Origin of the sequence: Mesorhizobium sp. AR07, from assembly GCF_024746815.1 — a bacterium.
Taxonomy (GTDB): Bacteria; Pseudomonadota; Alphaproteobacteria; order Rhizobiales; family Rhizobiaceae; genus Mesorhizobium.
Window position 1 is genome coordinate 3262294 of the sequence record NZ_CP080525.1, and the last position, 25564, is coordinate 3287857.

Annotated in this window: 28 protein-coding genes and 1 pseudogene; 16 read left to right on the forward strand and 13 right to left on the reverse strand. The window is 60.4% G+C overall.

The window, feature by feature from the left end; all coding sequences use genetic code 11:
• The first annotated feature begins 5 nt into the window (after window positions 1-5).
• Complete coding sequence (locus BPNPMPFG_RS16550; RefSeq protein WP_258596581.1) at window positions 6-866, forward strand: phosphoenolpyruvate hydrolase family protein; 861 nt, start codon at window positions 6-8, stop codon at window positions 864-866.
• Between the two features lie 6 nt (window positions 867-872).
• Window positions 873-1292: a cupin domain-containing protein gene (locus BPNPMPFG_RS16555; RefSeq protein WP_258596582.1), complete on the forward strand. Its 420-nt coding sequence runs from the start codon at window positions 873-875 to the stop codon at window positions 1290-1292.
• Window positions 1293-1326: 34 nt separating this feature from the next.
• On the opposite strand, the gene BPNPMPFG_RS16560 is transcribed toward BPNPMPFG_RS16555, so the two are convergent.
• The gene (locus BPNPMPFG_RS16560; RefSeq protein WP_258596583.1) at window positions 1327-2517 is read right to left on the reverse strand and encodes a M24 family metallopeptidase; all 1191 of its coding nucleotides are present in this window, start codon (window positions 2515-2517) and stop codon (window positions 1327-1329) included.
• A gap of 372 nt (window positions 2518-2889) precedes the next feature.
• Between BPNPMPFG_RS16560 and BPNPMPFG_RS16565 the strand changes: the two genes are divergently transcribed.
• The 8 genes from BPNPMPFG_RS16565 to istB all read left to right on the forward strand — a co-directional run bounded on the left by BPNPMPFG_RS16565 (window position 2890) and on the right by istB (window position 11414).
• Entirely contained in the window at window positions 2890-4500 is a 1611-nt protein-coding gene (locus tag BPNPMPFG_RS16565) for an ABC transporter substrate-binding protein (protein ID WP_258596584.1), read from the forward strand.
• 259 nt (window positions 4501-4759) lie between these two features.
• Window positions 4760-5746, forward strand: coding sequence for an ABC transporter permease (locus tag BPNPMPFG_RS16570; protein ID WP_258596586.1), 987 nt, complete (start codon window positions 4760-4762; stop codon window positions 5744-5746).
• A complete protein-coding gene (locus BPNPMPFG_RS16575) occupies window positions 5743-6573 on the forward strand; it encodes an ABC transporter permease (RefSeq protein ID WP_258596587.1) in 831 nt (276 codons plus the stop codon). The genes BPNPMPFG_RS16570 and BPNPMPFG_RS16575 overlap by 4 nt, the downstream gene beginning before the upstream one ends.
• Window positions 6570-7577, forward strand: a complete 1008-nt coding sequence (locus tag BPNPMPFG_RS16580; protein ID WP_319945995.1) for an ABC transporter ATP-binding protein — start codon at window positions 6570-6572, stop codon at window positions 7575-7577. The genes BPNPMPFG_RS16575 and BPNPMPFG_RS16580 overlap by 4 nt, the downstream gene beginning before the upstream one ends.
• The gene (locus BPNPMPFG_RS16585; RefSeq protein WP_258596588.1) at window positions 7574-8350 is read left to right on the forward strand and encodes an ABC transporter ATP-binding protein; all 777 of its coding nucleotides are present in this window, start codon (window positions 7574-7576) and stop codon (window positions 8348-8350) included. Before BPNPMPFG_RS16580 ends, BPNPMPFG_RS16585 begins: the two co-directional genes overlap by 4 nt.
• An 84-nt stretch (window positions 8351-8434) precedes the next feature.
• Entirely contained in the window at window positions 8435-8962 is a 528-nt protein-coding gene (locus BPNPMPFG_RS16590) for an L-2-amino-thiazoline-4-carboxylic acid hydrolase (RefSeq protein WP_258596589.1), read from the forward strand.
• A gap of 120 nt (window positions 8963-9082) precedes the next feature.
• A complete protein-coding gene (gene istA / locus BPNPMPFG_RS16595; RefSeq protein WP_258595114.1) occupies window positions 9083-10612 on the forward strand; it encodes an IS21 family transposase in 1530 nt (509 codons plus the stop codon).
• Window positions 10602-11414: an IS21-like element helper ATPase IstB gene (istB, locus tag BPNPMPFG_RS16600; protein ID WP_258596590.1), complete on the forward strand. Its 813-nt coding sequence runs from the start codon at window positions 10602-10604 to the stop codon at window positions 11412-11414. The genes istA and istB overlap by 11 nt, the downstream gene beginning before the upstream one ends.
• Before the next feature lie 163 nt (window positions 11415-11577).
• Here istB and BPNPMPFG_RS16605 read toward each other — a convergent pair whose 3' ends face one another.
• The 4 genes from BPNPMPFG_RS16605 to BPNPMPFG_RS16620 all read right to left on the reverse strand — a co-directional run bounded on the left by BPNPMPFG_RS16605 (window position 11578) and on the right by BPNPMPFG_RS16620 (window position 14165).
• Entirely contained in the window at window positions 11578-12891 is a 1314-nt protein-coding gene (locus BPNPMPFG_RS16605; protein ID WP_258596591.1) for a transporter substrate-binding domain-containing protein, read from the reverse strand.
• A 13-nt stretch (window positions 12892-12904) separates the two neighbouring features.
• Window positions 12905-13054, reverse strand: a complete 150-nt coding sequence (locus tag BPNPMPFG_RS16610; protein ID WP_258596592.1) for a hypothetical protein — start codon at window positions 13052-13054, stop codon at window positions 12905-12907.
• The gene (locus BPNPMPFG_RS16615) at window positions 13051-13245 is read right to left on the reverse strand and encodes a hypothetical protein (protein ID WP_258596593.1); all 195 of its coding nucleotides are present in this window, start codon (window positions 13243-13245) and stop codon (window positions 13051-13053) included. The genes BPNPMPFG_RS16610 and BPNPMPFG_RS16615 overlap by 4 nt, the downstream gene beginning before the upstream one ends.
• Before the next feature lie 617 nt (window positions 13246-13862).
• Window positions 13863-14165, reverse strand: a complete 303-nt coding sequence (locus BPNPMPFG_RS16620; RefSeq protein ID WP_258596594.1) for a DUF308 domain-containing protein — start codon at window positions 14163-14165, stop codon at window positions 13863-13865.
• Window positions 14166-14535: 370 nt separating this feature from the next.
• On the opposite strand from BPNPMPFG_RS16620, the gene BPNPMPFG_RS43175 reads away from it, so the two are divergent.
• Window positions 14536-14868, forward strand: a complete 333-nt coding sequence (locus BPNPMPFG_RS43175; protein WP_413776862.1) for a YbaY family lipoprotein — start codon at window positions 14536-14538, stop codon at window positions 14866-14868.
• A 172-nt stretch (window positions 14869-15040) separates the two neighbouring features.
• Here BPNPMPFG_RS43175 and BPNPMPFG_RS16625 read toward each other — a convergent pair whose 3' ends face one another.
• The gene (locus tag BPNPMPFG_RS16625) at window positions 15041-15493 is read right to left on the reverse strand and encodes a hypothetical protein (RefSeq protein ID WP_258596595.1); all 453 of its coding nucleotides are present in this window, start codon (window positions 15491-15493) and stop codon (window positions 15041-15043) included.
• A gap of 153 nt (window positions 15494-15646) precedes the next feature.
• Here BPNPMPFG_RS16625 and BPNPMPFG_RS16630 point away from each other — a divergent pair, with 153 nt between their 5' ends.
• From BPNPMPFG_RS16630 to BPNPMPFG_RS16650, 4 genes and pseudogenes are all read left to right on the forward strand, one after another.
• Entirely contained in the window at window positions 15647-16066 is a 420-nt protein-coding gene (locus BPNPMPFG_RS16630; protein WP_258596596.1) for a hypothetical protein, read from the forward strand.
• A gap of 601 nt (window positions 16067-16667) precedes the next feature.
• A complete protein-coding gene (locus tag BPNPMPFG_RS16635) occupies window positions 16668-16817 on the forward strand; it encodes a BA14K family protein (protein ID WP_258596785.1) in 150 nt (49 codons plus the stop codon).
• Between the two features lie 176 nt (window positions 16818-16993).
• Window positions 16994-17188 (forward strand): annotated as a pseudogene (locus tag BPNPMPFG_RS43180) (hypothetical protein); the annotation flags it as partial.
• A gap of 53 nt (window positions 17189-17241) precedes the next feature.
• Window positions 17242-17610, forward strand: a complete 369-nt coding sequence (locus BPNPMPFG_RS16650; RefSeq protein WP_258596597.1) for a hypothetical protein — start codon at window positions 17242-17244, stop codon at window positions 17608-17610.
• Window positions 17611-17875: 265 nt separating this feature from the next.
• Here the strand turns inward: BPNPMPFG_RS16650 and BPNPMPFG_RS16655 are convergent, their stop codons facing one another.
• From BPNPMPFG_RS16655 to BPNPMPFG_RS16665, 3 genes are all read right to left on the reverse strand, one after another.
• On the reverse strand, window positions 17876-18310 hold the full coding sequence (locus BPNPMPFG_RS16655; RefSeq protein WP_258596786.1) for a L,D-transpeptidase: 435 nt from the start codon (window positions 18308-18310) through the stop codon (window positions 17876-17878).
• 229 nt (window positions 18311-18539) lie between these two features.
• Entirely contained in the window at window positions 18540-19598 is a 1059-nt protein-coding gene (locus BPNPMPFG_RS16660; RefSeq protein WP_258596598.1) for a helix-turn-helix domain-containing protein, read from the reverse strand.
• Window positions 19599-19606: 8 nt separating this feature from the next.
• A complete protein-coding gene (locus tag BPNPMPFG_RS16665) occupies window positions 19607-20677 on the reverse strand; it encodes a helix-turn-helix domain-containing protein (protein ID WP_258596599.1) in 1071 nt (356 codons plus the stop codon).
• A gap of 35 nt (window positions 20678-20712) precedes the next feature.
• On the opposite strand from BPNPMPFG_RS16665, the gene BPNPMPFG_RS16670 reads away from it, so the two are divergent.
• Window positions 20713-21009: a hypothetical protein gene (locus BPNPMPFG_RS16670; protein WP_258596600.1), complete on the forward strand. Its 297-nt coding sequence runs from the start codon at window positions 20713-20715 to the stop codon at window positions 21007-21009.
• A 198-nt stretch (window positions 21010-21207) separates the two neighbouring features.
• Here the strand turns inward: BPNPMPFG_RS16670 and BPNPMPFG_RS16675 are convergent, their stop codons facing one another.
• From BPNPMPFG_RS16675 to BPNPMPFG_RS16690, 4 genes are read right to left on the reverse strand one after another with little or no spacing between them, the layout of a single operon-like run.
• Complete coding sequence (locus tag BPNPMPFG_RS16675; protein WP_258596601.1) at window positions 21208-22722, reverse strand: carboxypeptidase M32; 1515 nt, start codon at window positions 22720-22722, stop codon at window positions 21208-21210.
• A gap of 9 nt (window positions 22723-22731) precedes the next feature.
• The gene (locus BPNPMPFG_RS16680) at window positions 22732-23763 is read right to left on the reverse strand and encodes an ABC transporter ATP-binding protein (RefSeq protein WP_258596602.1); all 1032 of its coding nucleotides are present in this window, start codon (window positions 23761-23763) and stop codon (window positions 22732-22734) included.
• The gene (locus BPNPMPFG_RS16685; protein WP_258596603.1) at window positions 23760-24740 is read right to left on the reverse strand and encodes an ABC transporter ATP-binding protein; all 981 of its coding nucleotides are present in this window, start codon (window positions 24738-24740) and stop codon (window positions 23760-23762) included. The genes BPNPMPFG_RS16680 and BPNPMPFG_RS16685 overlap by 4 nt, the downstream gene beginning before the upstream one ends.
• A gap of 20 nt (window positions 24741-24760) precedes the next feature.
• Complete coding sequence (locus BPNPMPFG_RS16690) at window positions 24761-25546, reverse strand: ABC transporter permease (protein ID WP_495885006.1); 786 nt, start codon at window positions 25544-25546, stop codon at window positions 24761-24763.
• Between the last annotated feature and the right edge of the window lie 18 nt (window positions 25547-25564).

The following is a 25564-nucleotide window of genomic DNA, read 5'->3' on the forward strand; positions in this document are numbered from 1 at the left end:
AAGACATGCCCGCCATACCGCGCAAGGACATACTGAAGAAATTCAGGGGAATGATCGACAAGGGTGTGCCGATCGTCGGCGGCGGCGCCGGCACCGGCCTGTCGGCTAAGGCTGAGGAGGCCGGCGGCATAGACCTCATCATCATCTACAATTCCGGCCGCTACCGCATGGCCGGGCGCGGCTCGGCCGCCGGCCTGCTCGCCTATGGCAATGCCAACGAGATCGTCAAGGAAATGGCCTACGAGGTGCTGCCGGTGGTCAAGAAGACGCCGGTCCTGGCCGGCGTCAACGGCACCGATCCTTTCGTCATCATGCCGCTGCTCCTGGCCGAGTTGAAGACGATGGGCTTTTCCGGCGTGCAGAACTTTCCCACCATCGGCCTGTTCGACGGCCAGATGCGGCAAAGTTTCGAGGAGACCGGCATGGGCTTCGGCCTCGAGGTCGACATGATCGCCGAGGCACACAAACTCGACCTGTTGACCACGCCCTATGTCTTCAATCCCGACGAAGCGCGGGCCATGACAAAAGCCGGCGCCGACATAATCGTCGCCCATATGGGCGTGACGACCGGCGGCTCCATCGGCGCCACCTCGGCCAAGTCGCTCGACGACTGCGTTGTCGAAATCGACGCCATCGCCAACGCCGCCCGTTCGGTGCGCAAGGATGTCATCCTGCTTTGCCATGGCGGGCCGATCTCGATGCCGGACGACGCCCGTTACATCCTCGACCGCTGCAAGGGCCTGCACGGCTTCTATGGCGCAAGCTCGATGGAACGGCTGCCGGCGGAAGCGGCGATCGCCCGACAGACGGCGGATTTCAAGGCCGTGACACTTGGTGGGAACACCACGAAGAAAAAGAAGGGATGATGAGAGATGACCGACAAGAGCAAAATGTTTGTCTATCCGAAGGACGTCAGCGCCTTCGGCTTCGACTGGGGCAGACTGTCCCTGACGGTGGCGCCCGAAGTGAATGGCGCGACGCGCTTTTCCGGTGGCGTCGTCGACCTGCCGTCCGGCAAGGGCCATACGCGCCACAACCATCCAGGCGCCGAGGAAATCATCTTCGTCATCTCAGGCCATGGCGAGCAGATGGTCGAGGATGAACAGGGCAACCCGGTTGTCGAGAAGGTCGGCCCCGGCTGCACCATCTATGTGCAGGAAAGCCGTTTTCACTCGACGCTCAACACCGGCGACGGGCCGATGCAGCTCTTCGTCGTCTACTCGCCGGCTGGGCCGGAACTGGGTCTGCGCGAACTGCCGGATTTCAGGCTGATCCCGCCGGGCGGGGAGTGATTTGATTTCGGCGGGGCAGCGCCTACCGTCTGACTTATGAAGCACCACCCCGGTTCCAACCCCGACCCCGGTCGCCGAACATCCCATAACCTGTATCAGTCACCGCCAGCGTATCCTCCAGCTTGATGAAGCCGCGCGTCGGGTGAAGCATGGTCGTCTCGACCGACAGCACCATGTTCTTCCCCAAAGGCTTCGCCGCATAGGTGCCTTCATAGGTGACCGGATGATTGGTCATCAGGAACGGCGCTTCGTGCGTGATCAGCCCCATGCCATGGGCGAAGAAATCCGTGTAGGGCGCGACCTTCGACGCCTTCAGCACACCCTCCGCATGGGAAATCATATCGCCGCCCAGCGTACCCGCCCTGACCTTCGAGAAAGCCGCCTGCTGCACCGTCTCGACCTCGGCCAGCAGATCCTCCAGTTCGGCATCCGGTTCGCCGAGAATGCCCATGCGGCAGAGGTCGCCGATATAGCCGTGATAATTGCCGCCGGAATCGATCGACATCACCTCGCCCTTCTTCCACGCCTGCGGCGAGGCGGCGCGGTTGTGGCTGGAACCCAGCGTCAGCAGGCAATATTCGAAATGCGCGCCGCGATTGGTCTCCTCGCGCCGAAGCTGCTCGATCATCTCGCTCTTGGTCGTGCCTTCGCCCGCCCAGCCGATGGTCGCCAGCATGGAATCGGTGATCAGTTCGGAGGCCGTGCGCAGCTTTTCCAGTTCGGCGTCGGTCTTGATGGCGCGCATGCTCTCCAGCATGGCGGTCGCATCGATCAGTTTGGCGTCCGGCAGCGCCTTGCGGATCAGCGTGTAGGCGTCCGACGGCAAAAACCCGGGCTCGATGCCGATGCGTGCATCGGCCTTGCCGATCTTACGCAGATGTTCGACCGCGAGATTGGCAGCGTCGAGCGTGCCCCAGCAGGCGGCGTGCAGCGTCGGTGTCCAGAACGGGTGGTTCTGATGCTCGCCGCCTTCCATGCGGTTGCCGATATAGGCGGCGTGGTCGGGCCCGCCCTTCTCATAGATGACGACAGGCAGATAGCGACTGTGGCCGATCGCATCCATGGCGGCAAAGAAGATAAATTTGTAGCCGCCAAGCAGATATTGCGTGTTGTGCTTGGAAGTCGCCAGCAGCACGTCGATGCCGGCCTCCTCCATCAGCCGATCGACCCTGGCCTGGTCGAACGGGATATTGCTGGCGGCATTCTTGCCCGGAGCAATGTTCATCTCTCTCTCCCTGGATTGCTGGGATCGCCGGCTATTCTGCTCCGATCCCTTGGCTGTGGATTAAATCTGCACCATTTTGCTCACTCTGGTCCAGCCAGAAATAGGCGAAACGGTGTGTTTCAATCTCACTATCCCGTTATTGCGCAGCGTTCACTCAAATCTGGTCCGACCAGATAGATTGAATTGAACCGCCTCCTCCAAACTGGTCCAGCGGACGAAAATTTCAAAGCCAAGCGAGGATGCGCCAATTCCGTCTCTGGCGAAACCCTCGGCAAGGCTCATAATCGCCACCGCAAGAATGCTGGCTGGCTCGCCAGCGTTCGAGGGGTACTGGCGCACCCGGCCGGGTCGCGGAGAGGACGGAGTTCGATCATGTCAGGTTTCACGATTTCCAGACGCACGATGCTTGCCGGCTCGGCAATGCTGCTGGCTTCCACCGCCATGCCGATATCAGGCTGGGCGCAGACGCCGAAGAAAGGCGGCCGGCTGGTGCTTGCCGCCGATTCCGAACCACGCAACCTCAACCCGGCGATCGTTGCCTCCAACGGCGTCTTCTTCATCTCCAGCAAGATCGTCGAAACGCTGGCCGAAGCTTCCTTCGACGGCAAGGACGGGCTTGCGCCGCGATTGGCCGTGAGCTGGGAAGGCGCAGCCGACGGGCTTTCCGCGACGTTCAAACTGCGCGACGGCGTCAAGTGGCATGACGGCAAGCCGTTCACCTCGGCAGACGTCGCCTTCTCGGCGCTGCAGATCTGGAAGCCGCTGCAGAATCTCGGCCGCACCGTGTTCAAGGATCTCGCCGCCGTCGACACCCCGGACGAACTCACCGCCGTGTTCAAATTCGCCAAGCCGACCCCGTTCCAGCTGATCCGCAACGCGCTGCCGGCGCTGAGCAGCGTGGTGCCAAAGCACATCTACGAGGTCGGCAAGATCGAGGACAACCCGGCCAACAACGCGCCCATCGGCACCGGGCCGTTCAAGTTCGCCGAATACAAGGCCGGCCAATATTACCGGCTGACGAAGAACGCGGATTACTGGGGCAAGGACGAGCCCTATCTCGACGAGATCGTCTATCAGGTGCTGCCAGACCGCACGTCGGCCGCGAGTGCGCTCGAAGCCGAGGAGATCCAGCTCGCCGCCTTTTCCGCCGTGCCGCTGGCCGATCTCGACCGCATCTCCAAGGTACCGGGCCTGAAAGTGATCTCCAAGGGCTATGAGGGGCTCACCTATCAGCTCGTCGTCGAGATCAACCATCGCCGCAAGGAACTGGCTGACGTGAAAGTGCGCCAGGCGATCGCGCATGCCATCGACAGGGATTTCGTCGTCAAGACGGTGTTCCTCGGCTATGCCGCCACCGCCACCGGCCCGGTGCCGAAGAACGACCCGCAATTCTACACCGCTGATGTGCCGACCTATGCCTTCGACATCGCCAAGGCCAACACGCTGCTCGACGAAGCCGGTTACAAGAAAGGTGCCGATGGCAACCGCTTCTCGCTGAAACTTTTGCCGGCGCCCTATTTCAACGAGACCAAGCAGTTCGGCGACTATCTGCGCCAGGCGCTCGCCGCCATCGGCATCGACGCCCAGCTGGTCAACAACGACTCGGCCGCGCACATCAAGGCCGTCTACACCGACCACGCCTTCGATCTCGCGGTCGGCCCGCCGGTGTTCCGTGGCGATCCGGCGATCTCGACCACCATCCTGGTACAGAGCGGCATTCCCGACGGCGTGCCGTTCTCCAACCAGGGCGGCTACAAGAACGACGCGCTCGATGCGCTCATCGCCAAGGCATCCGAGACGCTCGACACCAGCGCCCGCACCGATCTCTACAAGGAATTCCAGAAACAGGTGGCGGCTGATCTGCCGCTGATCAACGTCGCCGAATGGAGCTTCATCAGCGTCGCGCGCGACACGGTCGGCAACATCGCCAACAACCCGCGCTGGGCGGTGTCGAACTGGGCGGACACGTATTTGGCGGGCTAGCAAGATCCACACGGGATGCTTGCGCATCGTTTGGGCGAATGCTCATCATCGGCAATGAGAGTTCCTTCGCGCCCCACCTCTGTCCTGCTGGGCAATGCCGGCGGCTTCACCCTCCCCCTTGTGGGGAGGGTCGACGAGTGGTTGCCGCGAAGCGGCAGCCGGTCGGCGGGTGGGGGTTGTGGCGCAGGCCTAAAAGAGACCCCCACCCCGCTCCGCTTCGCGGATCGACCCTCCCCACAAGGGGGAGGGTAACGCCGCCATGACCCGCGCTCTCACCCTCCTCCGCCGTCGCCTGGTCGGCAGCATCTTCGTGCTGCTGATCGTCGTCATCGGCACCTTCCTGCTGCTTGAAGCAGCCCCCGGCGACGCGGTCGACGCTTACATCGTCTCGACCGGCGGCGACGCCGGCATGATCGAGCTGTTGCGCCATCGCTGGGGTCTCGACCAGTCGGAGCTGACGCGGCTGGCCAATTATCTCTGGGCGCTGCTGCATCTCGATCTCGGCCAATCGGTGACGTTCTCGCGACCGATCCGCGACGTGATCCTCGAACGGCTGCCCAACACGCTGCTCTTGATGGTCAGCGCCACCGCGCTCTCCTTCGGGCTGGGCTCGGCACTCGGCATCTATGCCGGCGCCAGCCCGGGTAGTTTCCGCGAACGCTTCCTGTCGATCGGCTCGCTGGCGCTCTATGCGGTACCGGGTTTCTGGCTCGGCCTGGTGCTGATCGTCGTCTTTGCCGTCGACCTGCGCTGGCTGCCGATCGGCGGCATCGAGACCCTGGCATCGGATAAGACCGGCCTCGACCGCGCCGCCGACATCGCCGTCCATCTCGTGCTGCCGGTTTCTGCCCTCGGCTTCATTTATCTGGCGCTCTATCTGCGCATGATGCGCGCCGGCATGGCTGAGGTCTGGCGGCAGGATTTTGTCTTGGCTGCTCGCGCCAGGGGATTGTCGCGGCGCCGCATCGTGCTTGCCCACGTCGCCCGCAATGCCCTGCTGCCGCTGGTCACCATGCTCGGGCTGCAATCGGCGCAGATGCTCGGCGGCAGTGTCGTCATCGAGAGCGTCTTTTCCGTGCCCGGCCTCGGCCGGCTGGCGCAGGAAGCGGTGGCCGCGCGGGATACCCCATTGCTGCTCGGCATCATCCTCGTCAGCGCCGTGCTGGTCATCGTCATCAACCTGATCGTCGACATCGCCTATGCCTTTCTGGATCCGCGCGTCGGCGCCAGCGAGGCCGGTGGATGAGCCCGCTCCGCCGCTTTCTGCGCACGCCCGAGGCGGTCGCCGGCGCCATCCTCCTGGCGGCGCTGATTGCCATGGCGCTGTCGGCGTCGCAGCTGTTCCCCGGCGACCCGCAAGCGATTGCCGGACCAGCGCTGCTACCACCGCTTCAGGACTGGTCGCTGCCGCTCGGCACCGATCGCCTCGGTCGCGACGTCCTGGCCGAGCTGTTCCATGGCGCGCGGACCTCGCTGGCCGTCGGGCTCGTGGCGGCGGCGGCGGCGCTGGCCATCGGCTTAGTGGTTGGCACGCTGGCCGGCTTTGCCGGCGGCCTCGTCGACGAGGCGCTGATGCGCATCACCGACGCCTTCCAGACCGTGCCGAGCTTCCTGCTGGCGCTGGCCTTCGTCAGCGTCGTCGGACCGTCGCTCGGTATCGTCGTGATTGCCATCGCGCTCGGCACCTGGACCGGCCCGGCGCGTGTCGCGCGCGCGGAAGTCCTCTCCATTCGCGAGCGTGACTATGTTGCCGGCGCCAGGGTCATCGGCATGCATCCGCTGGCAATTGCCTTCCGAGAAGTGCTGCCCAACGCCTTGCCGCCCGTGCTGGCGATGTCGTCGGTGATCGTCGCCGCCGCGATCCTCACCGAGGCGGCCTTGTCCTTCCTCGGCCTGGGCGACCCCAATCGCGTCACCTGGGGCGGCATGATATCAGAAGGCCGCGCCGTGCTGCGCACCGCGCCCTTCCTGTCGATCGTCCCGGGCATAGCGCTGGTACTGACCGTGCTCGGCGTCTATCTCGCCGGCGAAGGCATCGTCGAGACGACAGCCGTGAGACGAGGCCTATCGTGACCGCGCTCGCTTCCATCCGCGACCTGACGGTGACTTACCGTCGCGACGGCAGCGAGGTGGCTGCGCTGAAGACTGTCAGCCTCGATGTCATTGCGGGCGAACGCCTCGCTATCATCGGCGAAAGCGGTTCGGGCAAAAGCACATTGGCATTGGCGATTGCCGGACTGTTGCCGGCGTCTTCCAGGATTTGGGGGCGCATCGACTGGTTTCTACCATCGTTACCATCCTCTGGTGCCAAGGCACCCCCCTCTGTCCTGCCGGACATCTCCCCCTCAAGGGGGGAGATTGGCAGTTTTGCTGCTGGCTCCAGTCCTGCCTTGGTGATTGGCGAAAGCGTAGATGAGGGCGCAATCTCCCCCCTTGAGGGGGAGATGTCCGGCAGGACAGAGGGGGGCGCGAAGGAACGTCAACCTTCCCGTCTTCTCGACAGGGCCCCCCTCGGCGGCCGCGACATCGGCTTTGTCTTCCAGGATCCCTCCGCCAGCCTCGACCCCGTCATGACCGTCGGCAAACAGATCGCGGAAGTAGCCCACACCCATCTCGGCCTCACATGGCCCCACGCCTACGCGCAGGCGAAAACCTTGCTCGGACGCGTTCGCCTGCCCGATCCAGACTCGGCCTTGCGCGCCTTCCCGCACCAGCTCTCCGGCGGCCAGAAGCAGCGTGTGGTGATTGCCGCCGCGATTGCGGCCGGCCCCAAATTGCTGATCGCCGACGAGGCAACGAGCGCGCTCGACACCATCGTGCAGGCCGAGATCGTCACCTTGATCCGGCGGCTGGTGGCCGAGGACGGGATGACGCTGCTGTTCATCAGCCACGACATCGCGCTGGCGGCCGAACTCGCCGAACGCATCGCTGTGTTTCGCCATGGCCAGTTGGTTGAGCTTGGCGCGACCGCCCAGATTATCGATGCACCTGTCCAGGCCTATACGCGCGCGCTGCTCGACGCCCATATCGGCCTCGACGCCGCGCCGCTGTTCAGCCGAGCTGGACTCTACGCATGAGGCTGCTCACGGTTTCCAACCTCACCAAACGCTACCGTCGCGGCGGCAAGTCCATCGCCGCCGTCGACGACGTCTCCTTCCATATCGAGCCCGGCGAAACGCTGGCGCTGGCCGGGCCTTCCGGCAGCGGCAAATCGACGATCGCGCGGCTGGTGCTGCGGCTGGTCGAGCCGGACGCTGGCCGCATCGACTTCGAAGGCAATGATTTCCTGGCTTTGAGTGGCGCGGCACTTCGAGCGCGCCGCGCGCGCTTGCAGATGGTGTTCCAGGACCCGCTTGCCGCCCTCAACCCGCGCGCCACGGTGGCGCGTGTGCTTGACGATCCCTTGCGCATCCATGGCATCGCCTCGCGCACTGAGCGCCCGCGCCGCATCGCCGCCTTGCTGGAGCGCGTCGGACTGACGGCCGATCTCGCCCCGCGCGCCATCCATGAGATCTCCGGCGGCCAGCGCCAGCGCGTCGCCATCGCCCGCGCCATAGCGACGAAGCCGTCATTGATCGTGCTTGATGAGGCGGTCTCGGCACTCGACGTTTCGGTTCGCGGACAAATCCTCGAACTGCTGCTCGACCTGCAACGCGAGGAGCGGATCGCCTATCTCTTCATTTCACATGATCTCGGCGTCGTCCGCGCGCTCGCCCATCGCGTCGTCCTTCTCGACGCGGGACGGATCGCCGAGAGCGGCGATGCCCGTGCCGTCATCGACGCCCCGCAATCGGCCATCGGCAAGGCATTGGTGGCGGCCGCACCGAGACTCGTCAGAACTGGACCATGATCCCGAACCGAAGGACCGCGTCAGCGAAAAGTGGAACCCGGTTTTCGGACAAGATCATGGTCAAACAATAAACAAGGACGCATCATGACCGACCCCGAAGCCCGAGCCGAGAAGCTGTCGCACGAACTCGATTCCGCCTTTCGCAACCGCGCCGATCTCTACCGTCTGTTCCTCGACGAACTGACCGGAGAGCTGGGCGCCGACAAGGCCGAGGCGATCATGACCCGCGCCATCGAACAGCGCGGCAAGGAAGTGGCCGCTGCCGCCTTCGCCAGCTTCGGCCCCAACGATGCGCGCGCGATCGGCGAAGCCTTCCTTGCGGTCAGCCCGGACGACGGCCGCATGTACCCGACCGATGTCGAACGCAGCGACGATCGTATCGCCTTCAAGGTCAAACGCTGCCCGCTGAAGGATGCCTGGGTCGAGGCCGGGCTCAGTGACGAAAAACTCGCCACGCTGTGCCGCATTGCCGGCGCCTTCGACCGGGGCCTGTTCGAGGCGACGGGCGTGCGTTTCGACAACGTTACCTGGACACCGGGCCATGGCTCCGGCTGCTGCCATATCGCACTGACCAACAGGGCCAGCGATCAGAAAGCAGACGATGCAAGATGACAGCCAGGCTGTTGATTTCCACTAGGAACTGACCCGGCAACACCGGATATTTCCATCGAGAATTGACCCATGTTTGAACCTTGCCCCGCGTTTTTCAGCGGGGGCTACGGAGTGATCGACATGGCGTTATTGAGCGTGATCCGACGCTGGCATTTTCGAGAGCATTTATCGATCCGGGAGATTTGCCGCAGGACCGGCCTGTCTCGGAATACCATTCGCAAATACCTTCGCCTGGGCGGCGTGGAGCCGAAGTTCATGGTTCCCGAGCGGCCTAGCAAGCTTGATCCTTTTGCCGACCGATTGTCAGCCTGGCTGAAGACGGAAGCCAAAAAGAACCGCAAGCAGAAACGCACGATGAAGCAGTTGCATGCCGATCTTGTGAGCCTCGGCTATGAGGGGTCCTATGGTCGTGTTGCTGCTTTTGCTCGGGAGTGGAAGGCGGATCTGCAGAGAGAATTACAGACTTCGGGGCGTGGGACTTTCGTTCCACTAGCCTTCGATCCGGGTGAGGCTTTCCAGTTCGACTGGTCGGAAGACTGGGCGATCATCGGCAATGAACGCACCAAGCTACAGGTGGCCCACACGAAGCTCAGTTACAGCCGGGCCTTCACCGTTCGAGCTTACCTTCTGCAGACGCATGAGATGCTGTTCGACGCCCACGACCATGCTTTCCGCGTCTTAGGTGGCGTGCCTGGGCGCGGCATCTACGACAACATGAAGACCGCCATCGACAAGGTCGGGCGTGGCAAGGATCGCGACGTCAATGTCCGCTTCATGGCCATGGCCAGCCACTACCTGTTCGAGCCCGAGTTTTGCAATCCAGCGTCTGGCTGGGAGAAGGGCCAGGTCGAGAAGAATGTTCAGGATGCTCGCCATCGACTGTGGCAGCCGGTGCCACGCTTTCCTTCGCTGGAAGCCCTGAATGACTGGCTGGAGCTTCGATGCCAAGAGTTCTGGGCGCAGACCCCACATGGCAAAATGCGCGGCACCATCGCCGATATCTGGGCTGAGGAAGTGCAGGCTCTCATGCCGACGTCCCGACCGTTCGACGGCTTTGTCGAATATACCAAGCGGGTTACCCCGACCTGCCTCGTGCATCTGGAACGCAACCGCTACAGCGTTCCGGCATCCTTTGCCAATCGGCCGGTGAGTCTTCGGGTCTATCCGGACCGTGTCGTTGTCGCCGCGGAAGGTCTGATCATCTGCGAGCACCGACGCATCATCGACCGATCGCATGATCGGCCGGGACAGACAGTCTACGACTGGCGGCACTATCTGGCGGTCGTGCAGCGCAAGCCCGGTGCTCTTCGCAATGGCGCACCGTTCACCGAGCTTCCCGAAGCCTTCAGAATGCTGCAGCAGCAACTGCTCAAAAAGCCGGGTGGCGACCGTGAGATGGTCGATATCCTGGCGCTCGTGCTTCAGCACGACGAACAGGCCGTGCTGTCGGCCGTCGACATGGCGTTAAAATCCGGCGTTCCGACCAAGACCCATGTGCTGAACCTGCTGCATCGCCTGGTCGACGGAAAGTCCTCCACGCCGCCGCCGATCGACGCGCCACAGGCCTTGACGCTTACCAACGAGCCGAAGGCCAATGTCGAACGCTACGATGCCTTGAGGAAGACCTCGGAGGTGCGCCATGCGCCATAATCCTGCCAGCGGCGCAATCGTCATCATGTTGCGAAGCTTGAAGATGCACGGAATGGCGCAGGCTGTCGGTGAACTCACCGAACAGGGATCGCCGGCGTTCGAAGCCGCCATTCCCATCCTGTCGCAACTCCTCAAGGCCGAGACGGCAGAACGCGAGGTCCGATCGACAGTCTATCAGCTCAAGACCGCACGCTTTCCAGCCTATCGTGATCTGAACGGATTCGACTTCTCTAGTAGCGAGATCAACGAGGCTCTGGTTCGCCAACTCCACCGTTGCGCCTTCCTCGACGAAGCCAACAACATCGTTCTGGTCGGCGGACCCGGCACTGGAAAAACCCACGTTGCGACCGCCTTGGGTATCCAGGCGATCGAGCATCATCACAAGCGGGTTCGTTTCTTCTCCACGGTCGAGCTGGTCAATGCGCTCGAGCAGGAGAAGGCACAGGGTCGCTCAGGACAGATCGCCAACCGGCTTGTCCATTCCGATCTCGTCATTCTCGATGAGCTCGGATACCTGCCGTTCAGTGCATCAGGTGGCGCATTGCTCTTCCATCTGCTGAGCAAGCTCTACGAGCGCACAAGCGTCATCATCACCACCAACCTCAGCTTCAGCGAATGGGCCAGCGTCTTCGGCGATGCCAAGATGACGACAGCGCTGCTCGACCGACTGACGCATCATTGCCACATCCTCGAAACCGGAAACGACAGCTTCCGCTTCAAGAATAGCTCAGCTCATGAACCGAAAAACGCGAGGGAGAAAAACAGGAACTTGACCACCACACCAGACCCGAAACATACATAAAAGGCGGGTCAAATCTCGGTGGAAACGCCGGGTCAGTTCCTAGTGGAAATCAACACGCTCACCTTCAGGCGAACAGCCCTTCTCCGGAACGGTCCCGGCGACGCGAAATCCTTCACCGCTGCTTTTCCCACTCCCGCGACGATTTCCCTCGGAACGCCCCCGCTTATGGTGACTTGCCAAAGTATTTGGTGTGCAACTGCTCCACGAGACCGCGCTCATGAGCGCCTATGAGTTCAACGGTCAGCCGCCTTGTAACGGGACTGTTAAGAGGAAGTCCGAAGCCGTATTTGTCCGGCTCGAAGACGTCTCCGATGACATCGACCCTTCGTTCGGGGTGTCTGTGGGCGTAATATTCCAGCACCGGGGCATCGCCGATGATCGCAGCGATGTTGCCGTTGAGCAAAGCCGCCACGGCTTCATCAATGTCCGGGAATGAATGCAAGTCCAACCGGGAACCATGGGCAAACTCCTCCGACACACTCCCGGTGAAGACCCCTACAGCCTTACCAGGAAGATCAGAAAGGCTGTTGATTTGGTTCGTCAGCGAGAGCGTGGTCATCACTGTCGCCACGGAGGAGGTAACAAATGCCAGTACGGCAATCCCGCATACGAGCCACAATCCCTGCCATATCCGCCCAACCCACCCGAAAATATTCCTCCGGCTGGATGATTTGCCTGCGGCAATCGACATGACCGAGAAGAAGCTTTCCGCTACGCCGTCACGCCATCGGCGCGGAAAGTTGGGGTCAAACCTTCGGTCGAAGAGGGTTAGCAGTATGGTCGCTGCTGCGACGACAAGGGCAATCCATGCATAGGCGCGAAGGAATCCTGAATCCCTCAATCCTGTTATGACCTCTAGAAACCCCGTGCCCTGATGTTCGTTGACCATTATCCTCAGTCCAGCGTCGAACCATGGATAGGTGAAATCGATCCGTTGCGCCCGACCTTGCGTAATGGTGAGGTTGGTGACGGCGACATCGATGTCGCCGTTCGCAGCAGCGTCGATCAGCGCACGGACCGTCGGGAACGTTTGGTATTTGGTCTGAAGGCCTTGCGCCTCTGCTAGCACCTCCCAAAGCTCGACCGCCATCCCGGTGAAATGGCCTTTCTCCTGAATGACAAATGGCGGACTCACATAGAGCCCGACCCTGATCGGTTGTTTGGGATGAGGCATTTCTTGCGCGAATGGACTGCCCACTGACAGGAGGAGGCATAGTGTGACCAGGTAGAGGGCGTTCTTTGAAATAAAATCCTGCCTGCGGCGCCTCACATCCTTAGCTACGCCGGCGAAAACGACCACTATCAGCATGACTACGATGGCTAGGGCCGCAAGTTGCGGCTGTTGCTGCTGGAGCCGCCTCTGCATCGGCCAAACGATCGCGATAATGAATAACGCGCCGGCGATTGGTGCAACAATGATGGTGGAAAAATAGAGCCCAGCCGCGACCGAAATTGCGGCGATGATGCCAAGTAGCATCGCAAGGGTTCGGTCAGTCTCCATTAGAGACATTTTGAAAATCGTCAGGCTCCAAACGGCGTTCGGCGAGAATCGGAACGCTGCCGAACACCGTTTGCACCACGGCCTCAGGGTTTTTAACAGATATCTCAGCACCGGCGACCACATTTAGATCTGTGATCAATCAGAGGAATTCGACTTGTTTTTGCGGACGATCTTCCGAATCAAAAGAATAATTCCAATGGCCAGCACAAGGCATCCACCGATCAAGCCAGACGGCGACTCATGCCGATAGCCGGATGCGAAAACGAGAAACCCGAGAACTATAAAGACAATGGCGGTCAACTTGTTGACCAACAGCGAATCTACAGCCATTTCGATCTCCATCCAAATGAAAGCCAAGGCCTTGAACCAGAAAGCGGCCCCAGAAAGGATATAATCTTGGGCGTGCACGGGCAGCGGCCGAGAGGCCGAGCGTAGCAAATGCCGCGACGGAGGCGCCCATGCCAGCCACGAAACCGCGACGCGACAGATCAGTATTGATCCGGCGTGTTATGACGTGAAACTCTGGTTTGTGACAAAGGCAGCCGATTTTGTGGACGTCGTCTGTCAGCGTAGTGCAGGTAAACAAGTAACTTCCCTCCTGATCGCCGCGACAAAGCAGTAACTTTATCTTTCGGTGATAAGTTCGCATTGCGAGAGGTCGCCATCGATCAGATCACCCGCTGTCGGGTGACGCGGCCAAGCGGCTGGCTAGTCATCGACGCGTAAGGCAACTGGGGGCAATTTAAAGGCGGCGACAATCCACCCAATGCCATGCAATATTAAGTCTATTCCTAGGAACGTACCAATTACCCAAAGGCCCGATTCCGGCCAACCAACGAGAATCAAGACCCCGGCGACAAACCCAAACAAACCCGATATAAAAACCATCCATATACCGGTGGCTACCTGACGAATACAAAGGATCGCTCTTGCCGCTCCCGACACCATTAGCCGATAATTCGGGTGAGTATCAACGCACCAACCGCAGGCTGACTAACCAATAGGTATCCAAAAACGATGTAAAGCAATGTATGCCATATGAACCCACGCCACCCTTCTGCCCAAATCGAATATAATATTTCAAAGACACCAGAGACAATTATACAAATACCGATAATTACAGCACTTATTACAGTTGCGAGTACGACGTCGCCGAGTACAATAAAACCACCAAAGACCAATACAAGCCCCAATATCAATGCGCTCAAAAAAGGTCTCTTGGATACTGTAGATACGTTCTGCTGGGTCACATTTTCCTCGCAGTCCCCGATCGGCTTTCCGCTCCTTGTCTATTCTTGGCATCGAGCCGTATAGATCGTGCCGTCTCAACGCTAGAAACGACAGTAGCGTGAGTTTGGTGGCGTCGATGCGCTTCCGCTACTGCTCCGAGAAGGGCCCCAGCGCCAGCTCCGATCACTGTGCTTCGCGTGCCAGGTCCAATTGCGTCGGCAAAAAGCACGCAACCATGGTTTTCCGATTTTTCATTTCCATATCTGCTATGCAGGTCGGTTATCGTATTCCACTCAATGCTTGGCGACATCACTCCCGCACTCGAAAGAATGAAATCGACTTCCAGAACCTTGAGGTCATCCACGTGGATAAGGACCAACGTACTGCCGCATGCTATCCCTTGTGCGTAGACGTCGTATCATACTGAATCTGAAGTTGTCACCAGCCATCATTACCGCCATCTGCCTTCTGGCGGCGCCCGTCGCCTACGCAGCGGACATCAAATTGTCCGTCAGCGCCTTCTATCGGGAGCGGATAGCGCTCCCTCCAGATGCGGCGCTGCATGTCGAACTCATAGATATGGCGGAGCCCGAAGCAGTGCTTGGCACGGCGACAGTGGCGCCGTCGGGACAAGTGCCGAGCCGCAGCAGCGAAGCCGGAACTGGTAGTTCGATGAGTGTGGGGAAAGGCGGTAGCGCTCTCCCGCTACAATTTTGTCAATAAGATCAATAGGTTACGAGAAAACCGCTACCGTCGGCCATACTGAGTGCTCTCGTGATGTCGACAAGCGGCTTCAATCGGCCATGCGTGCCGTCATTGGAAATGGCTTACGAGACCTTCCCCCGCGTGGCTGGAAAAGCCCCTGGGTGTTTCTCTGCCGTCCATGACGGCTACCTCAGCCTGCCCCGAGCCCGATTTCTTTCTGAAAGGCGTGATCATCTCGAAGCATGTCGCTAACCTCGATATAGGCCATCTCCATGAAATAGTTTAGCAATTTTTGATTTGAGCCGTAGGCCATCGGCAGCAGTTCGCGTAATGCCGATCGGACGTATTCGGCATTTGCCCGTTCGGACGGTTTGAGCAGGCTACGCGACCACCGCCTCTCGCGCTTCCAGCCATCTGTCGGGGGGCGTTTCGGCTCCCACCGACTTCCAGCCTCGGGAGTCGAGCGTTGTGTAGTCAGGATGATGCCGGCGCTCGCTCCGGGCACGTGGGCGGGAGCGGCATGGCGGCTGCGCTTATAGAGGCTGATCGAACACCATTCTGCTCTCCTGCATTTCGGCCGAAAACCGGCTCCCGGCATCCGCGGATTAGCGGCGGTCCTGCGGCGGCAACGACGCCGCATCACCAGAATCTCCTGAGGGCCAGCCAATCTCTATCCACTTTCCGACACGACGGAGTGGCTGTCGGATAGCGATGAAGCTGTGATGCGTTTCGTCGCCTTCTTCCTGCGGATCATGGTGCAGACAGTGCCGGCATGGTCACGGGACCACCTGTCCCCATGCCTGTGACGATTATCGCGAAGCGCGCGACCGAAATTCAAGATTCGATCGCTGCCAGGCAGATCCTCCCACCCGCCGCTTCAACGTCGGCAGGATCGCAGGCGATCCGCCATCGTCCTTCCTTCGAAGAAAGGTTGCAAAATTGTAACTTGAAGAAAAACGTAGCACTGAATTACGAGATATCGAAAACAGGTCGTTCGATGTCCCGAGAATCTAAACCAAAAGAGTTGCATATACCATCCGATTTATTTGGTGTTTACGCTACATTGATTCGAGGATCGTGCGACGGCGATTTCAGGTCAAATTTCATCACAAGTTATCTTTACATTGATTGTATGGCGGCGCATTTGAAAGCGGCGCGCAAAGCATCAGGCTCGCCTTTGTCGTCATTCCCCGAGGACGCCAGAAAGCCGCTCTAGACTGTGATTTTTCGTGGGATGAGGGCGCTGTCCAACGGGTAATTTTCGTCTCGATGGGGAGAGGGGTCGGGCGACCCTTCGCGGAGCATCGAGGAAGCGCCGTACGGATTCAAGGTCTTGTGATAGATCGCTGCCATACATCCCCTATGCTAGACTACAGCGATGGACACAGTTGACGGAGAGGCAGCGCAAGAAATAAACGCGCAACCCACGTTTGGGATTCACAGCATATTCCAAAACGACGAAGTGCTGGCTTAAGATTACTTCGATTTGACCTCATCCGCGGCGACAGGTTGGACGGCGGCGGACACAGTTAACGGAGAGGCATATGAAGCGCATCATCATCGCCGCGCTCATCGCAAGCATGGCAGCACCCACATGGGCAATGCCGGTCGGAGCGCTGAGGCCGTCAGTTTCCGATACGGTTACGAACGTCGATCTAAGGAGGCCTCCCCGCCATAGACCGGGACACGGAGCACGGCCACCGCACCACAGGCCTCCCCATCATCGGCCCTCCCGTCCCCACCGTCATTACCGTCATTCGAGGAACAATAGTGGCGCCGTCGCGGCGGGCGTGATTGGCGGGATGCTGCTCGGCGGTATGGCGGTCTCGGCTGCCCGCCAGCACAATCACAGCGCCTGGAATAACCATGTGAACTGGTGCTCGCAGCGCTACCGCTCCTATCGGGTTTCGGACAATAGCTGGCAGCCTAACAATGGCCCGCGCCGGCAGTGCATCTCGCCATTCTGAGCGTGCTCCGGGTTCGCTGGTTGCGGCGAACCCGATTGGATTGGTTGCAACGGCTTAGTGCAAGCTGGTACCGGAGCACAAACCGACCCAGGCAAAGGCCGGCGAGGCCATTGGCGTCAGCCAGCCGGAAGCGTCCCGCCTGTTCAAAGGGTATTTCCGAGAAGGTGCATGAATGAACGGGCTTTGCCGATCAGTTCACACATGTTCGCACGGATGACATCCCACGGAATGTCTACGCCATATTGGCCGGCAGTCTGGCCAATGCGACGAACTTTGGTCCGAAACGGATGGCCAGATCTGGTGGAATCCCGACCAGATGCGGGATAAGCACCCCGATATGGTACTGGTTCACGGCAAATCACCGAAGGACGCCGAAAAGATCGACTCGCCCTGAGCAATGTCCCGCAGGTCCTCTGGAGAAAACATGGTTCTCTGTTTCATTACGCTGATGCGCCAGTTCGGGAGGACTATTGTGCTGAGAAACCTGTCAATCGCGGCAATTGGCGTCTTAATGATTGCTAGCTTCAAGCATTCCGCGTCTGGCGCGTCGATTGGGGCGGGCAATCCCTATCCCGTCAGCAACTACACATGCCAGGACGGCACGCGTCTGGCAGTGCGTCTCCTCGGTGATCGCGCTTCGGTATCCGTCAACGACGCGGCCGAGGTTGATCTGCCCTCAATGGGCCCAGAGGGAACGATCTATTCGAACGGCCAATGGACGCTCACCATCATACAGGGACGCCTGTCGTGGGGCGTTGGCCGAGCTGTGCCGTCCGCATGCGCCGGCGGTTGAGCATCTCATCTCCCTGTAAGGAAAATTGATATGCAAAGACTATTCAGTTCGATCGCGCACTGCATCGCCGGCTGGCGGCGTCATTGGCTCTGTTCTGTTGCAACGTTTTAACCGCCGGCTTTGTGCCAAGGGATCTTTTTGCTGCGGCCAAATGCAATCGAACCACGAACACCGGCCGAGGCATGGCGGCGACGTGGGCGTAGTCTTCGGAATTCCGGGTACGCGTAAGCTCCTTGTGCATTCCAAGTCGCCACTCGGGTAAGCGCTAGAGAACGATAACGCGGGCGCCGTTGCGTACTGTCCCGTAGAGTTCAAAAATGTGCTCGTTCAACATCCGGATGCAACCGGACGATGCGGCTTTGCCAATAGTCCACGGCTCATTGGTCCCATGAATGCGGTAAAGCGTATCCTGGCCATTGCGATACAGATACAGCGCCCGTGCTCCGAGAGGATTGTTTGGGCCTCCGGGGACGCGCTGCGGTAAGCTCGGATTACGGCGTCGCATGTTGGCGGTAGGAGTCCAGGTTGGCCATTTGGCTCTTCGTCCGACTATCGCCTCTCCACTCCACCTCTGTCCGTCCCGACCGACTGCAATCCCAAAGCGGATCGCCCTGCCGGCATCTTCGACATAATACAGGAAGCGCTCTTGCTTATTGATAAGGATTGTTCCGGAAGGTTCCTTGCCCAAATAAGGCACCATTTGCCGACGGAACTGCTGGGGAATATGTGCCTTGTCGACGAGAGGAACGTCAAACGGCTTGTCTGGGATCCTCCCGATATACCAACTCTTCTGGGAGGCTTCCGCGCGACCAAATAGCGCCAGAAATGATACCCCTCCAACAATCACGGATCGTCTGTTTAAAGAATTTACCAAATGAATCTCCTATCCTCGATCAGGTCACGTCAGCCGAATTCACCAACTACTTGCTCTACAGTTGGCGGCCAAGCAGATAGTTGCTGGCCAGAAGGCTGCTTAATGAAGGTCTGTTGTCGCCAGGCCGCTCAGCCAAGGGCGGATGCTTGATGCCCGGCCAGCCGGCTTCGCGTGCCTCTTTGGGGGAGATTCCAAACTCTCTCCTGAATGTTCGGCTGTACGTCGAAGGGTCTACAAAGCCCCATTCCTCCGCGATGCTGGAGATCGGGCGTCCGTCCGTGCTGTCACCCAGAACATCCCTTGTCTTCAGCAATCGTTGACGCCGGATGTAGTGTGACACGCCTCCAGCCGGTTCGAAAATCCGATAAAGGCGGGAGCGTGAGATGCTGAGTTCCTGGCAGAGCCTTTCCGGCGTCAGGTCGCGATCGGCAAGCCTGGCGGCAATGAGCCTGTTCGCGCGGGCCATGATGACGGCATCGATCGGTTCCTGGGCCTCGAAAAAGTGATCCCGGGATGGGGAGATGCACGCGGCGAGCAGGCTGGTGGTCGCTGCCGCAATATACGGAACATCGTTCTCCGTGCGGTTTGGAAGCGAATGATAAAGCAGCAGGATGTAATCCGCGACGAACGCCGCCATCTCCTGGCGGATGTCCAGCGTGAAGGGCTGCGAGAACGCGAAGTCTCGCGGAAGGAACAGGCAAATCACGCCATCATCCTCGCCCTGACCCTGATGCGGCATCGCCAGGCACTGCCAGCGCAAGGGTCCTATCCGGGGCTGCCCGCCGTCTGAAGGGATTGTCTGCGGCACGCATAGAAGCCAATGATCGAAGACCGGATTCTTCTTGCTGCTCCAGCGGCGATGATAGCCGGTTCCGGGATATTCGATGCAGGCCAGCACGAGGCCGCCCAGCTGCCACACCCGCTCGCGCGCGGCGAACGAACCGAACTTGTCTCGAAGCAATTCGATGTCGGCAATGCTGGAGTGCCAGCTTCGATAAAGGTCGAACTGTTCAGCGGGCGGCGCCGACGAGGTGTCGATGTCGACGACGCATCTCAGAGGCTCTGTGGTTCCAATCTTGGCGCTTGCGCTGATAACTCGTGCCTTGTCCTGCATGAGGCAACTCATCGCTTGGAAGAAAGTGACAACCCCAGGGAATTGTTGATGAGAAGGGTGCCCAGGGTGCCGACACCATCGATCGGCTGATCGATGCTCAGCCAGGTGGAGTGCTTGACGCCTTGCCATCCGAGTTCGCGCGCCTCCTTGGGAGACACGCCGAACTCCAATTTGAACATCCGGCTATAGGTGGAAGGATCGGCGAAGCCCCACGCCTCGGCAATGCTGGAGATCGTTCGCCTGTCCGAACTGTTGGCCAGGGCATCGCGTGTCTTGAGCAGTCGCTTGCGGCGCACATAATTGGCCACTCCGCCCGCCGGCTCGAAAATCCGATAGAGACGCGACCGTGAGATGCCGGCCGCACGGCAGAGCTTGGCGGGCGTCAAATCGGGGTCGGTCAATCTTTCCACAATGGTTTTGGCGATACGCGCGGTGGTAACGGCGTCCACGGGTCCTTGCGCGGCTGCGAGATGATCCTTTGAGGGCATCAGTGCCGCGGCGAAGAGATTGGCGGTCGCCGTGACGATGTGCGGCAGATCTCCTTCCCTCAGATTAGGGAGAGAGCGGTAGAGCAGGATCGCGTAGTGGGCCAGGAAGGTCAACGTCGCGTCGCTTGCTTCGATTTTTGACGAGCGGGTCGCCGGCCACGTGCGCGGCAGAAAGAGCCTGATGAACAGGTCATCATGGGTCACCGCGACATCGGGCAGTGCCAGGCACCTCAGGCGAGGCTTTCCAAGGGCCATCTTGCCGCCACGGGATCGTGAAAACGGCACGGACAGGACCCAATGATCCAGCAGCGGCCGCTTCCGATGCTCCCATCGAATGTCGTAGCCGAAACCGGGAAACTTGATTGTGCCGAGTGCCAGATCCCCCAATTGCCATACCTGATGACGGGCCGGGAACAGGGACTGTTCGGCACGAAGAAGCTGCATTTCGGCAACCCCGGCGTACCAGGTCCGGAAGAAATCGAACTGTTCGGCGGGAGGCACCGACGAGGTGTTCTGGTCGATCGCGCATCTCAGAGGCTCATCAGCATAGGGATCGGTGGGAATGCCGGCTGCACTTACTCTTGCGTCCATTGTGACTCCTGTCCCGCCGTCGCCAGGGGAGGCCCATGGCGAGCGAGCATAGCTCCCGCAAAGCCGTCGGCCAGGCTTTGAAGCGATTTGTGGGTCTCCAAACGCTCGACGAACTCCAGCAGTTTACTGCGTATCTTGAACATTGCTATCTCACGCCTGGTACGCCGGGAACTCCGGGTACCGCTGCCCACCCGAACCTGCCGAGTGTCGTAGGCGACATGTCGAGCGGCCAGCTGGTGCGGATGAAGAAGCGTTGCGCCGACGTACTGGGTAACTCGGCCTTCTACGATCGCGACCTGCGTCAGCTCTGCTTGCTGATCGCGCGCCGCTGAGCGGCGGTTGAGCTCCCGCGAACAGCAGATGGGGCCCGCTTCGACGGGCCGCATTAATGACAAATGCCCGTCATCTCTGGTGCGGAACAGGTCTGTCTCTTTGTCTTTCGACAGGTAACCATCGTCGGCGGACGTTATATCAGGTAAATCAAAAGTAACTTCAACCAGAAACATCTCAGACAACCTGGTAGCCATAGTCTAAACCGTCAATTCGGCGACTTTACGCGTAAGGTCAGCGATATAGCTTTGCGTCGACAGATCGGTTCCTGTCGCTGCCACGAGGATTTCGCTTGGGGTCTTCGACCGGCCATGCTGATGGACCTTGTCGTTCAGCCAGGATTTCAACGGCATGTAGTCGCCCTTTTCGAGGCCCTCTTCGATCGACGCTTCCTTGCGGGCGGCGGCGAAGAGTTGCGACGACATGATGTTGCCGAGCGTATAGGTGGGGAACGACCCCACCATGCCGGACGACCAGTGCACATCCTGTAGAACGCCCAGCGTATCGTTCGGCACGTCGAGGCCGAGATAGGATTTGACCTTATCGCGCCAGATCGCGGGCAGATCGGCCACGCGCATCTCATCTGCTATCAGGCCGGCCTCGATTTCGGAGCGCACCATGATGTGGAGGTCATAGGTCAGTTCATCGGCTTCCACCCGAATGAGGCTCGGCCGAGCGGCGTTGATCGCACGCCAGAAATCATCCACCGATACGTCTGAAAGCTGCTGCGAAAAATGCTCTTTCAGTTCATCGAAATGCAGTTCCCAGAAGCGGCGCGAGCGGCCGACACGGTTCTCCCATAGCCGCGACTGCGACTCATGCATGCCGAAGCTGGTGCCGCCCACGGCATAGAGATTGACGAAATCAGTCGTGAAAACGGTGCGCGAGAAACGCTCGGCAACACCCTGCTCATAGATGCCGTGGCCGGCTTCATGCCAGATGGCGAAAAGACCGGCCGGCAACCATGTTTCCCGGAAACGGCCGGTGATGCGAACGTCCGAGCGCGTTAAGGAAATCTCGAAGGGATGTACGGTGTTATCCAGGCGGCCGCGATCGAAATCGTAGCCGAAGCGCGCGGCCATAACGCTGGAAAAAGCCCGCTGCGTTTCGACGGGATAGGCGCGCTCCAATATTTCGTTGCGAACACGCGCCTGCCTTGCCTCGGCAAGAAGCGGGATCAGTGCCTTCCGCAAGTCTCCATATAGATCGCGCAACGTCGACCAGCGCATGCCCGGCTCGTAGGTCCCCACCAGCGCGTCATAGGGATGGTCGTCGTAGCCGATGGCGCCGGCGATCTGGCGCTGAATCTCCATCGTGTGTTCAAGAAGCGGCGCGAAAGCCGCAAAATCGTTGGTGGCGCGTGCCCTTGCCCAGGCCGCATGCCCGCGGGTCTTCAGCTCCGCAGCACATGCGACCAGATGCGCCGGAATACGCGACAAGGTGCCGATCGACGCAGCCGCCTGTTCCACCATGAGGTGGCGGACATCGCCGACGCGTACGCCCTTGAGTTCGCTGCGGGTATCCTCGATCGCGCGCAGCATCTTGTCGCTGGTGGCGATGTCGCGAGCAAGCCCCATCAGCGTTGCAATCTGCTTGCCGCGCGCTTCGACGCCGCCTTGCGGCATCATCGTGCGGGAATCCCAAACCAGCAGATTCACCGCGCAGAAGATGTCATTGACCTTCGCGATTTCCGTTTCGAACAGAGCAAAGCTCATAGGATGCCTTTATGATTGGATGGTGGGGTCCGGTGCGCCGAACCCTGTCAAATGACAGGCCGCATATTGGCCGTTGCCGCGCGGCGTCAGCGCCGGCCGTTCGCCGTGACAGCGGTCGAAAGCATGCGGGCAACGGCTGGCGAAGGGGCAGCCGACCGGCAGGTTCAGCGGGCTCGGCAATTCGCCGCGCGCCGCAATCGCGCTGCTTCGGCGCGCTGGGTCGAGTTCCGGCGCCGCGTCTAGAAGCGCCTTGGAATAGGGATGCCGCGGGGCGGTGAACAGCGCCTCAGACGGGCTGATTTCCATGACTTGCCCAAGATACATCACCACCACGCGGTGCGAAATATGGCGCACCAGGCGAAGATCATGGGCAACAAAGATCACCGTCAAATGCAATTGTTCCTGCAACTGCAGCAAGAGATTGACCACCTGCGCCTGCACGGAGACATCGAGCGCCGAGACCAGTTCGTCGGCGACGATGACATCCGGCTCCACCGCCAGCGCCCGGGCAATGCCGATACGCTGGCGCTGACCGCCTGAAAATTCGTGCGGATAGCGGGCGGCAGCATCCTGCGGCAGCCGAACCAGTTCGAGCAGTTCCGCGATGCGTCCCGATATCTCCGCCTTGGGTCGCATGCGGTGGACGCTCAGCGCCTCACCCAGGATTTGGCTCACCGTCATGCGCGGGTTCAGTGAGCTGTAAGGGTCCTGGAAGATCATCTGCACGCGGCGATTGAAGCCTCGACGCTCCGCCGGCTTCAACTGCGCGATATCCCGGCCTTCGAAGCGGATAACGCCGGCATCAAGGTCGGACAGGCGCACAAGACAGCGCGCGAGCGTGGACTTGCCGCAGCCCGATTCGCCGACGACGCCCAGCGTTTCGCCACGATAAACATCGAGCGTCACCGTGTTCAGCGCATGCACCATCGGCCGTGGCTGGCCCGCAAGCCGCGATATCAGCGAAGACGGCAAGAGAAAGTGCTTGACCACGCCCTCGACCGACAGGATCGGGATCGCGGCGTTTGGGCGCGCGGCGTTCATAGGATCCCCTCCATGGCTGCCACATCACGCTGGCGGAAGCAGGCCGACATCCGGCCTTCACTGACCGATACCAGCGGCGGCCGCGCGGTCCGACAATGATCCGTGGCAAGGCTGCATCGCGGATGAAAGGCGCAGCCAGTGGGAAGTGCGGTGAGGCTCGGCGGCGTGCCGTCGATCGAGGCAAGCATGGAGCGCACGGCATGGCCACGCGGAACCGACCCGAGCAGGCCACGCGTATAGGGGTGGTGCGGCTGCGCGAAAACATTGGCCACCGTGCCGGTTTCGACGATCCGCCCGGCATACATCACCGCCATGCGGTCGCAGGTGGCGGCGACCACACCGAGATCGTGCGTCACGAGCACGACACTCATCGACAATTGGTCGCGCAGTTGCAGCAGAAGCTTCAGGATCTGGTCCTGGATGGTGACGTCGAGCGCTGTCGTTGGCTCATCTGCCAAGAGCAGCTTCGGCGAACAGGCGAGCGCAATGGCGATCATGGCGCGCTGGCGCATGCCACCCGAAAACTGATGCGGATACTCCTGAAGCCGACGCTCGGCCGCCGGAATGCCGACAGTGTTCATCAGCTCCAGCGCCCTCGCCCGCCGTTCGCGGCGATTGAGGCTAGTGTGAGCGATCAGGTTTTCCTCGATCTGCAGGCCGACCTGCAGCACTGGGTTGAGCGCCGTCATCGGCTCCTGGAAAATCATAGCGATCTCCCTGCCGCGAATGCGGCGGAGTTCTTCATCCGGCAGCGCAAGAAGATCGCGGCCGCCCCATTCGACGCGCCCGCTCACTCGCCCCGGTTCGCGGATAAGCCTCATGATCGAGCGCAATGTCACGCTTTTGCCCGACCCGGATTCACCAACGAGGCCCAGTACCTCGCCCGGCGCTATATCGAGGTCGATGTCGGCGGTGGCAATCGCCGTTCCGCGTGGCGTGTCGAAGGTTGTGGTCAGGCCGCGAACCTTCAGGCTCATTGTTTGATCCGTTGCCCTGGTCATCGACGCACTCTCAGGAGTTCCGCGATGCCATCGCCCACCAAGCTGAAGCCGAGTCCTGTCAGAACGATCGCGGATCCGGGGAAAACGGAAATCCACCAAGCTGTCGACATGAAGTTCTTGCCGTCGGCAATTTGCACGCCCCATTCGGAAGCCGGGGGCTGTGCTCCCAGGCCGAGATAGCCGAGGCTGGAGCCCAGCAAAATGGCGAGTGCCATATCGGTCATCCAGTAGACGATTGCGGGCGTGATGGCGTTTGGCAACAAATGGCGGAAGATGATGCGCATGGGCGTATACCCCATCGCACGGCCGGCATCCGCATAATCGAGACGCCGCTGCACCTTGATCTCGCCGGCAACAAGCCGGGCGTAGAACACCCAGCCGACAACGCCAATCGCGATATACATATTGATCAGGCCTGGCCCGAGCACGGAGACAACGGCGATGACCAGGACGAGGAACGGGAAGGTTACCACCACATCGACGATGCGGCCGAAAATCGCTTCCGAAATGCCCCCGGCATAGCCGACCAGAGCGCCGACAAAGGTCCCGATGATAAAGGGCGCGATCGTTGCGAAAACGGCGATCTGTAAATCGATCGTGTAGGCATGAATGACGCGCGAAAAGACATCACGGCCGAAACTGTCAGTGCCGAAGAAATGCGCAGCGCTCGGTCCCTGAAGCAGCGCATTATAGTCGAACGCCTCGGGGGCGTAGGGTGCAAACAAGGACGGGATGAACGCCAGCATCAGACTGAACGCAAGGATGACGCCGCCGACAATCAATGTCCGGGGCGTAGCGCT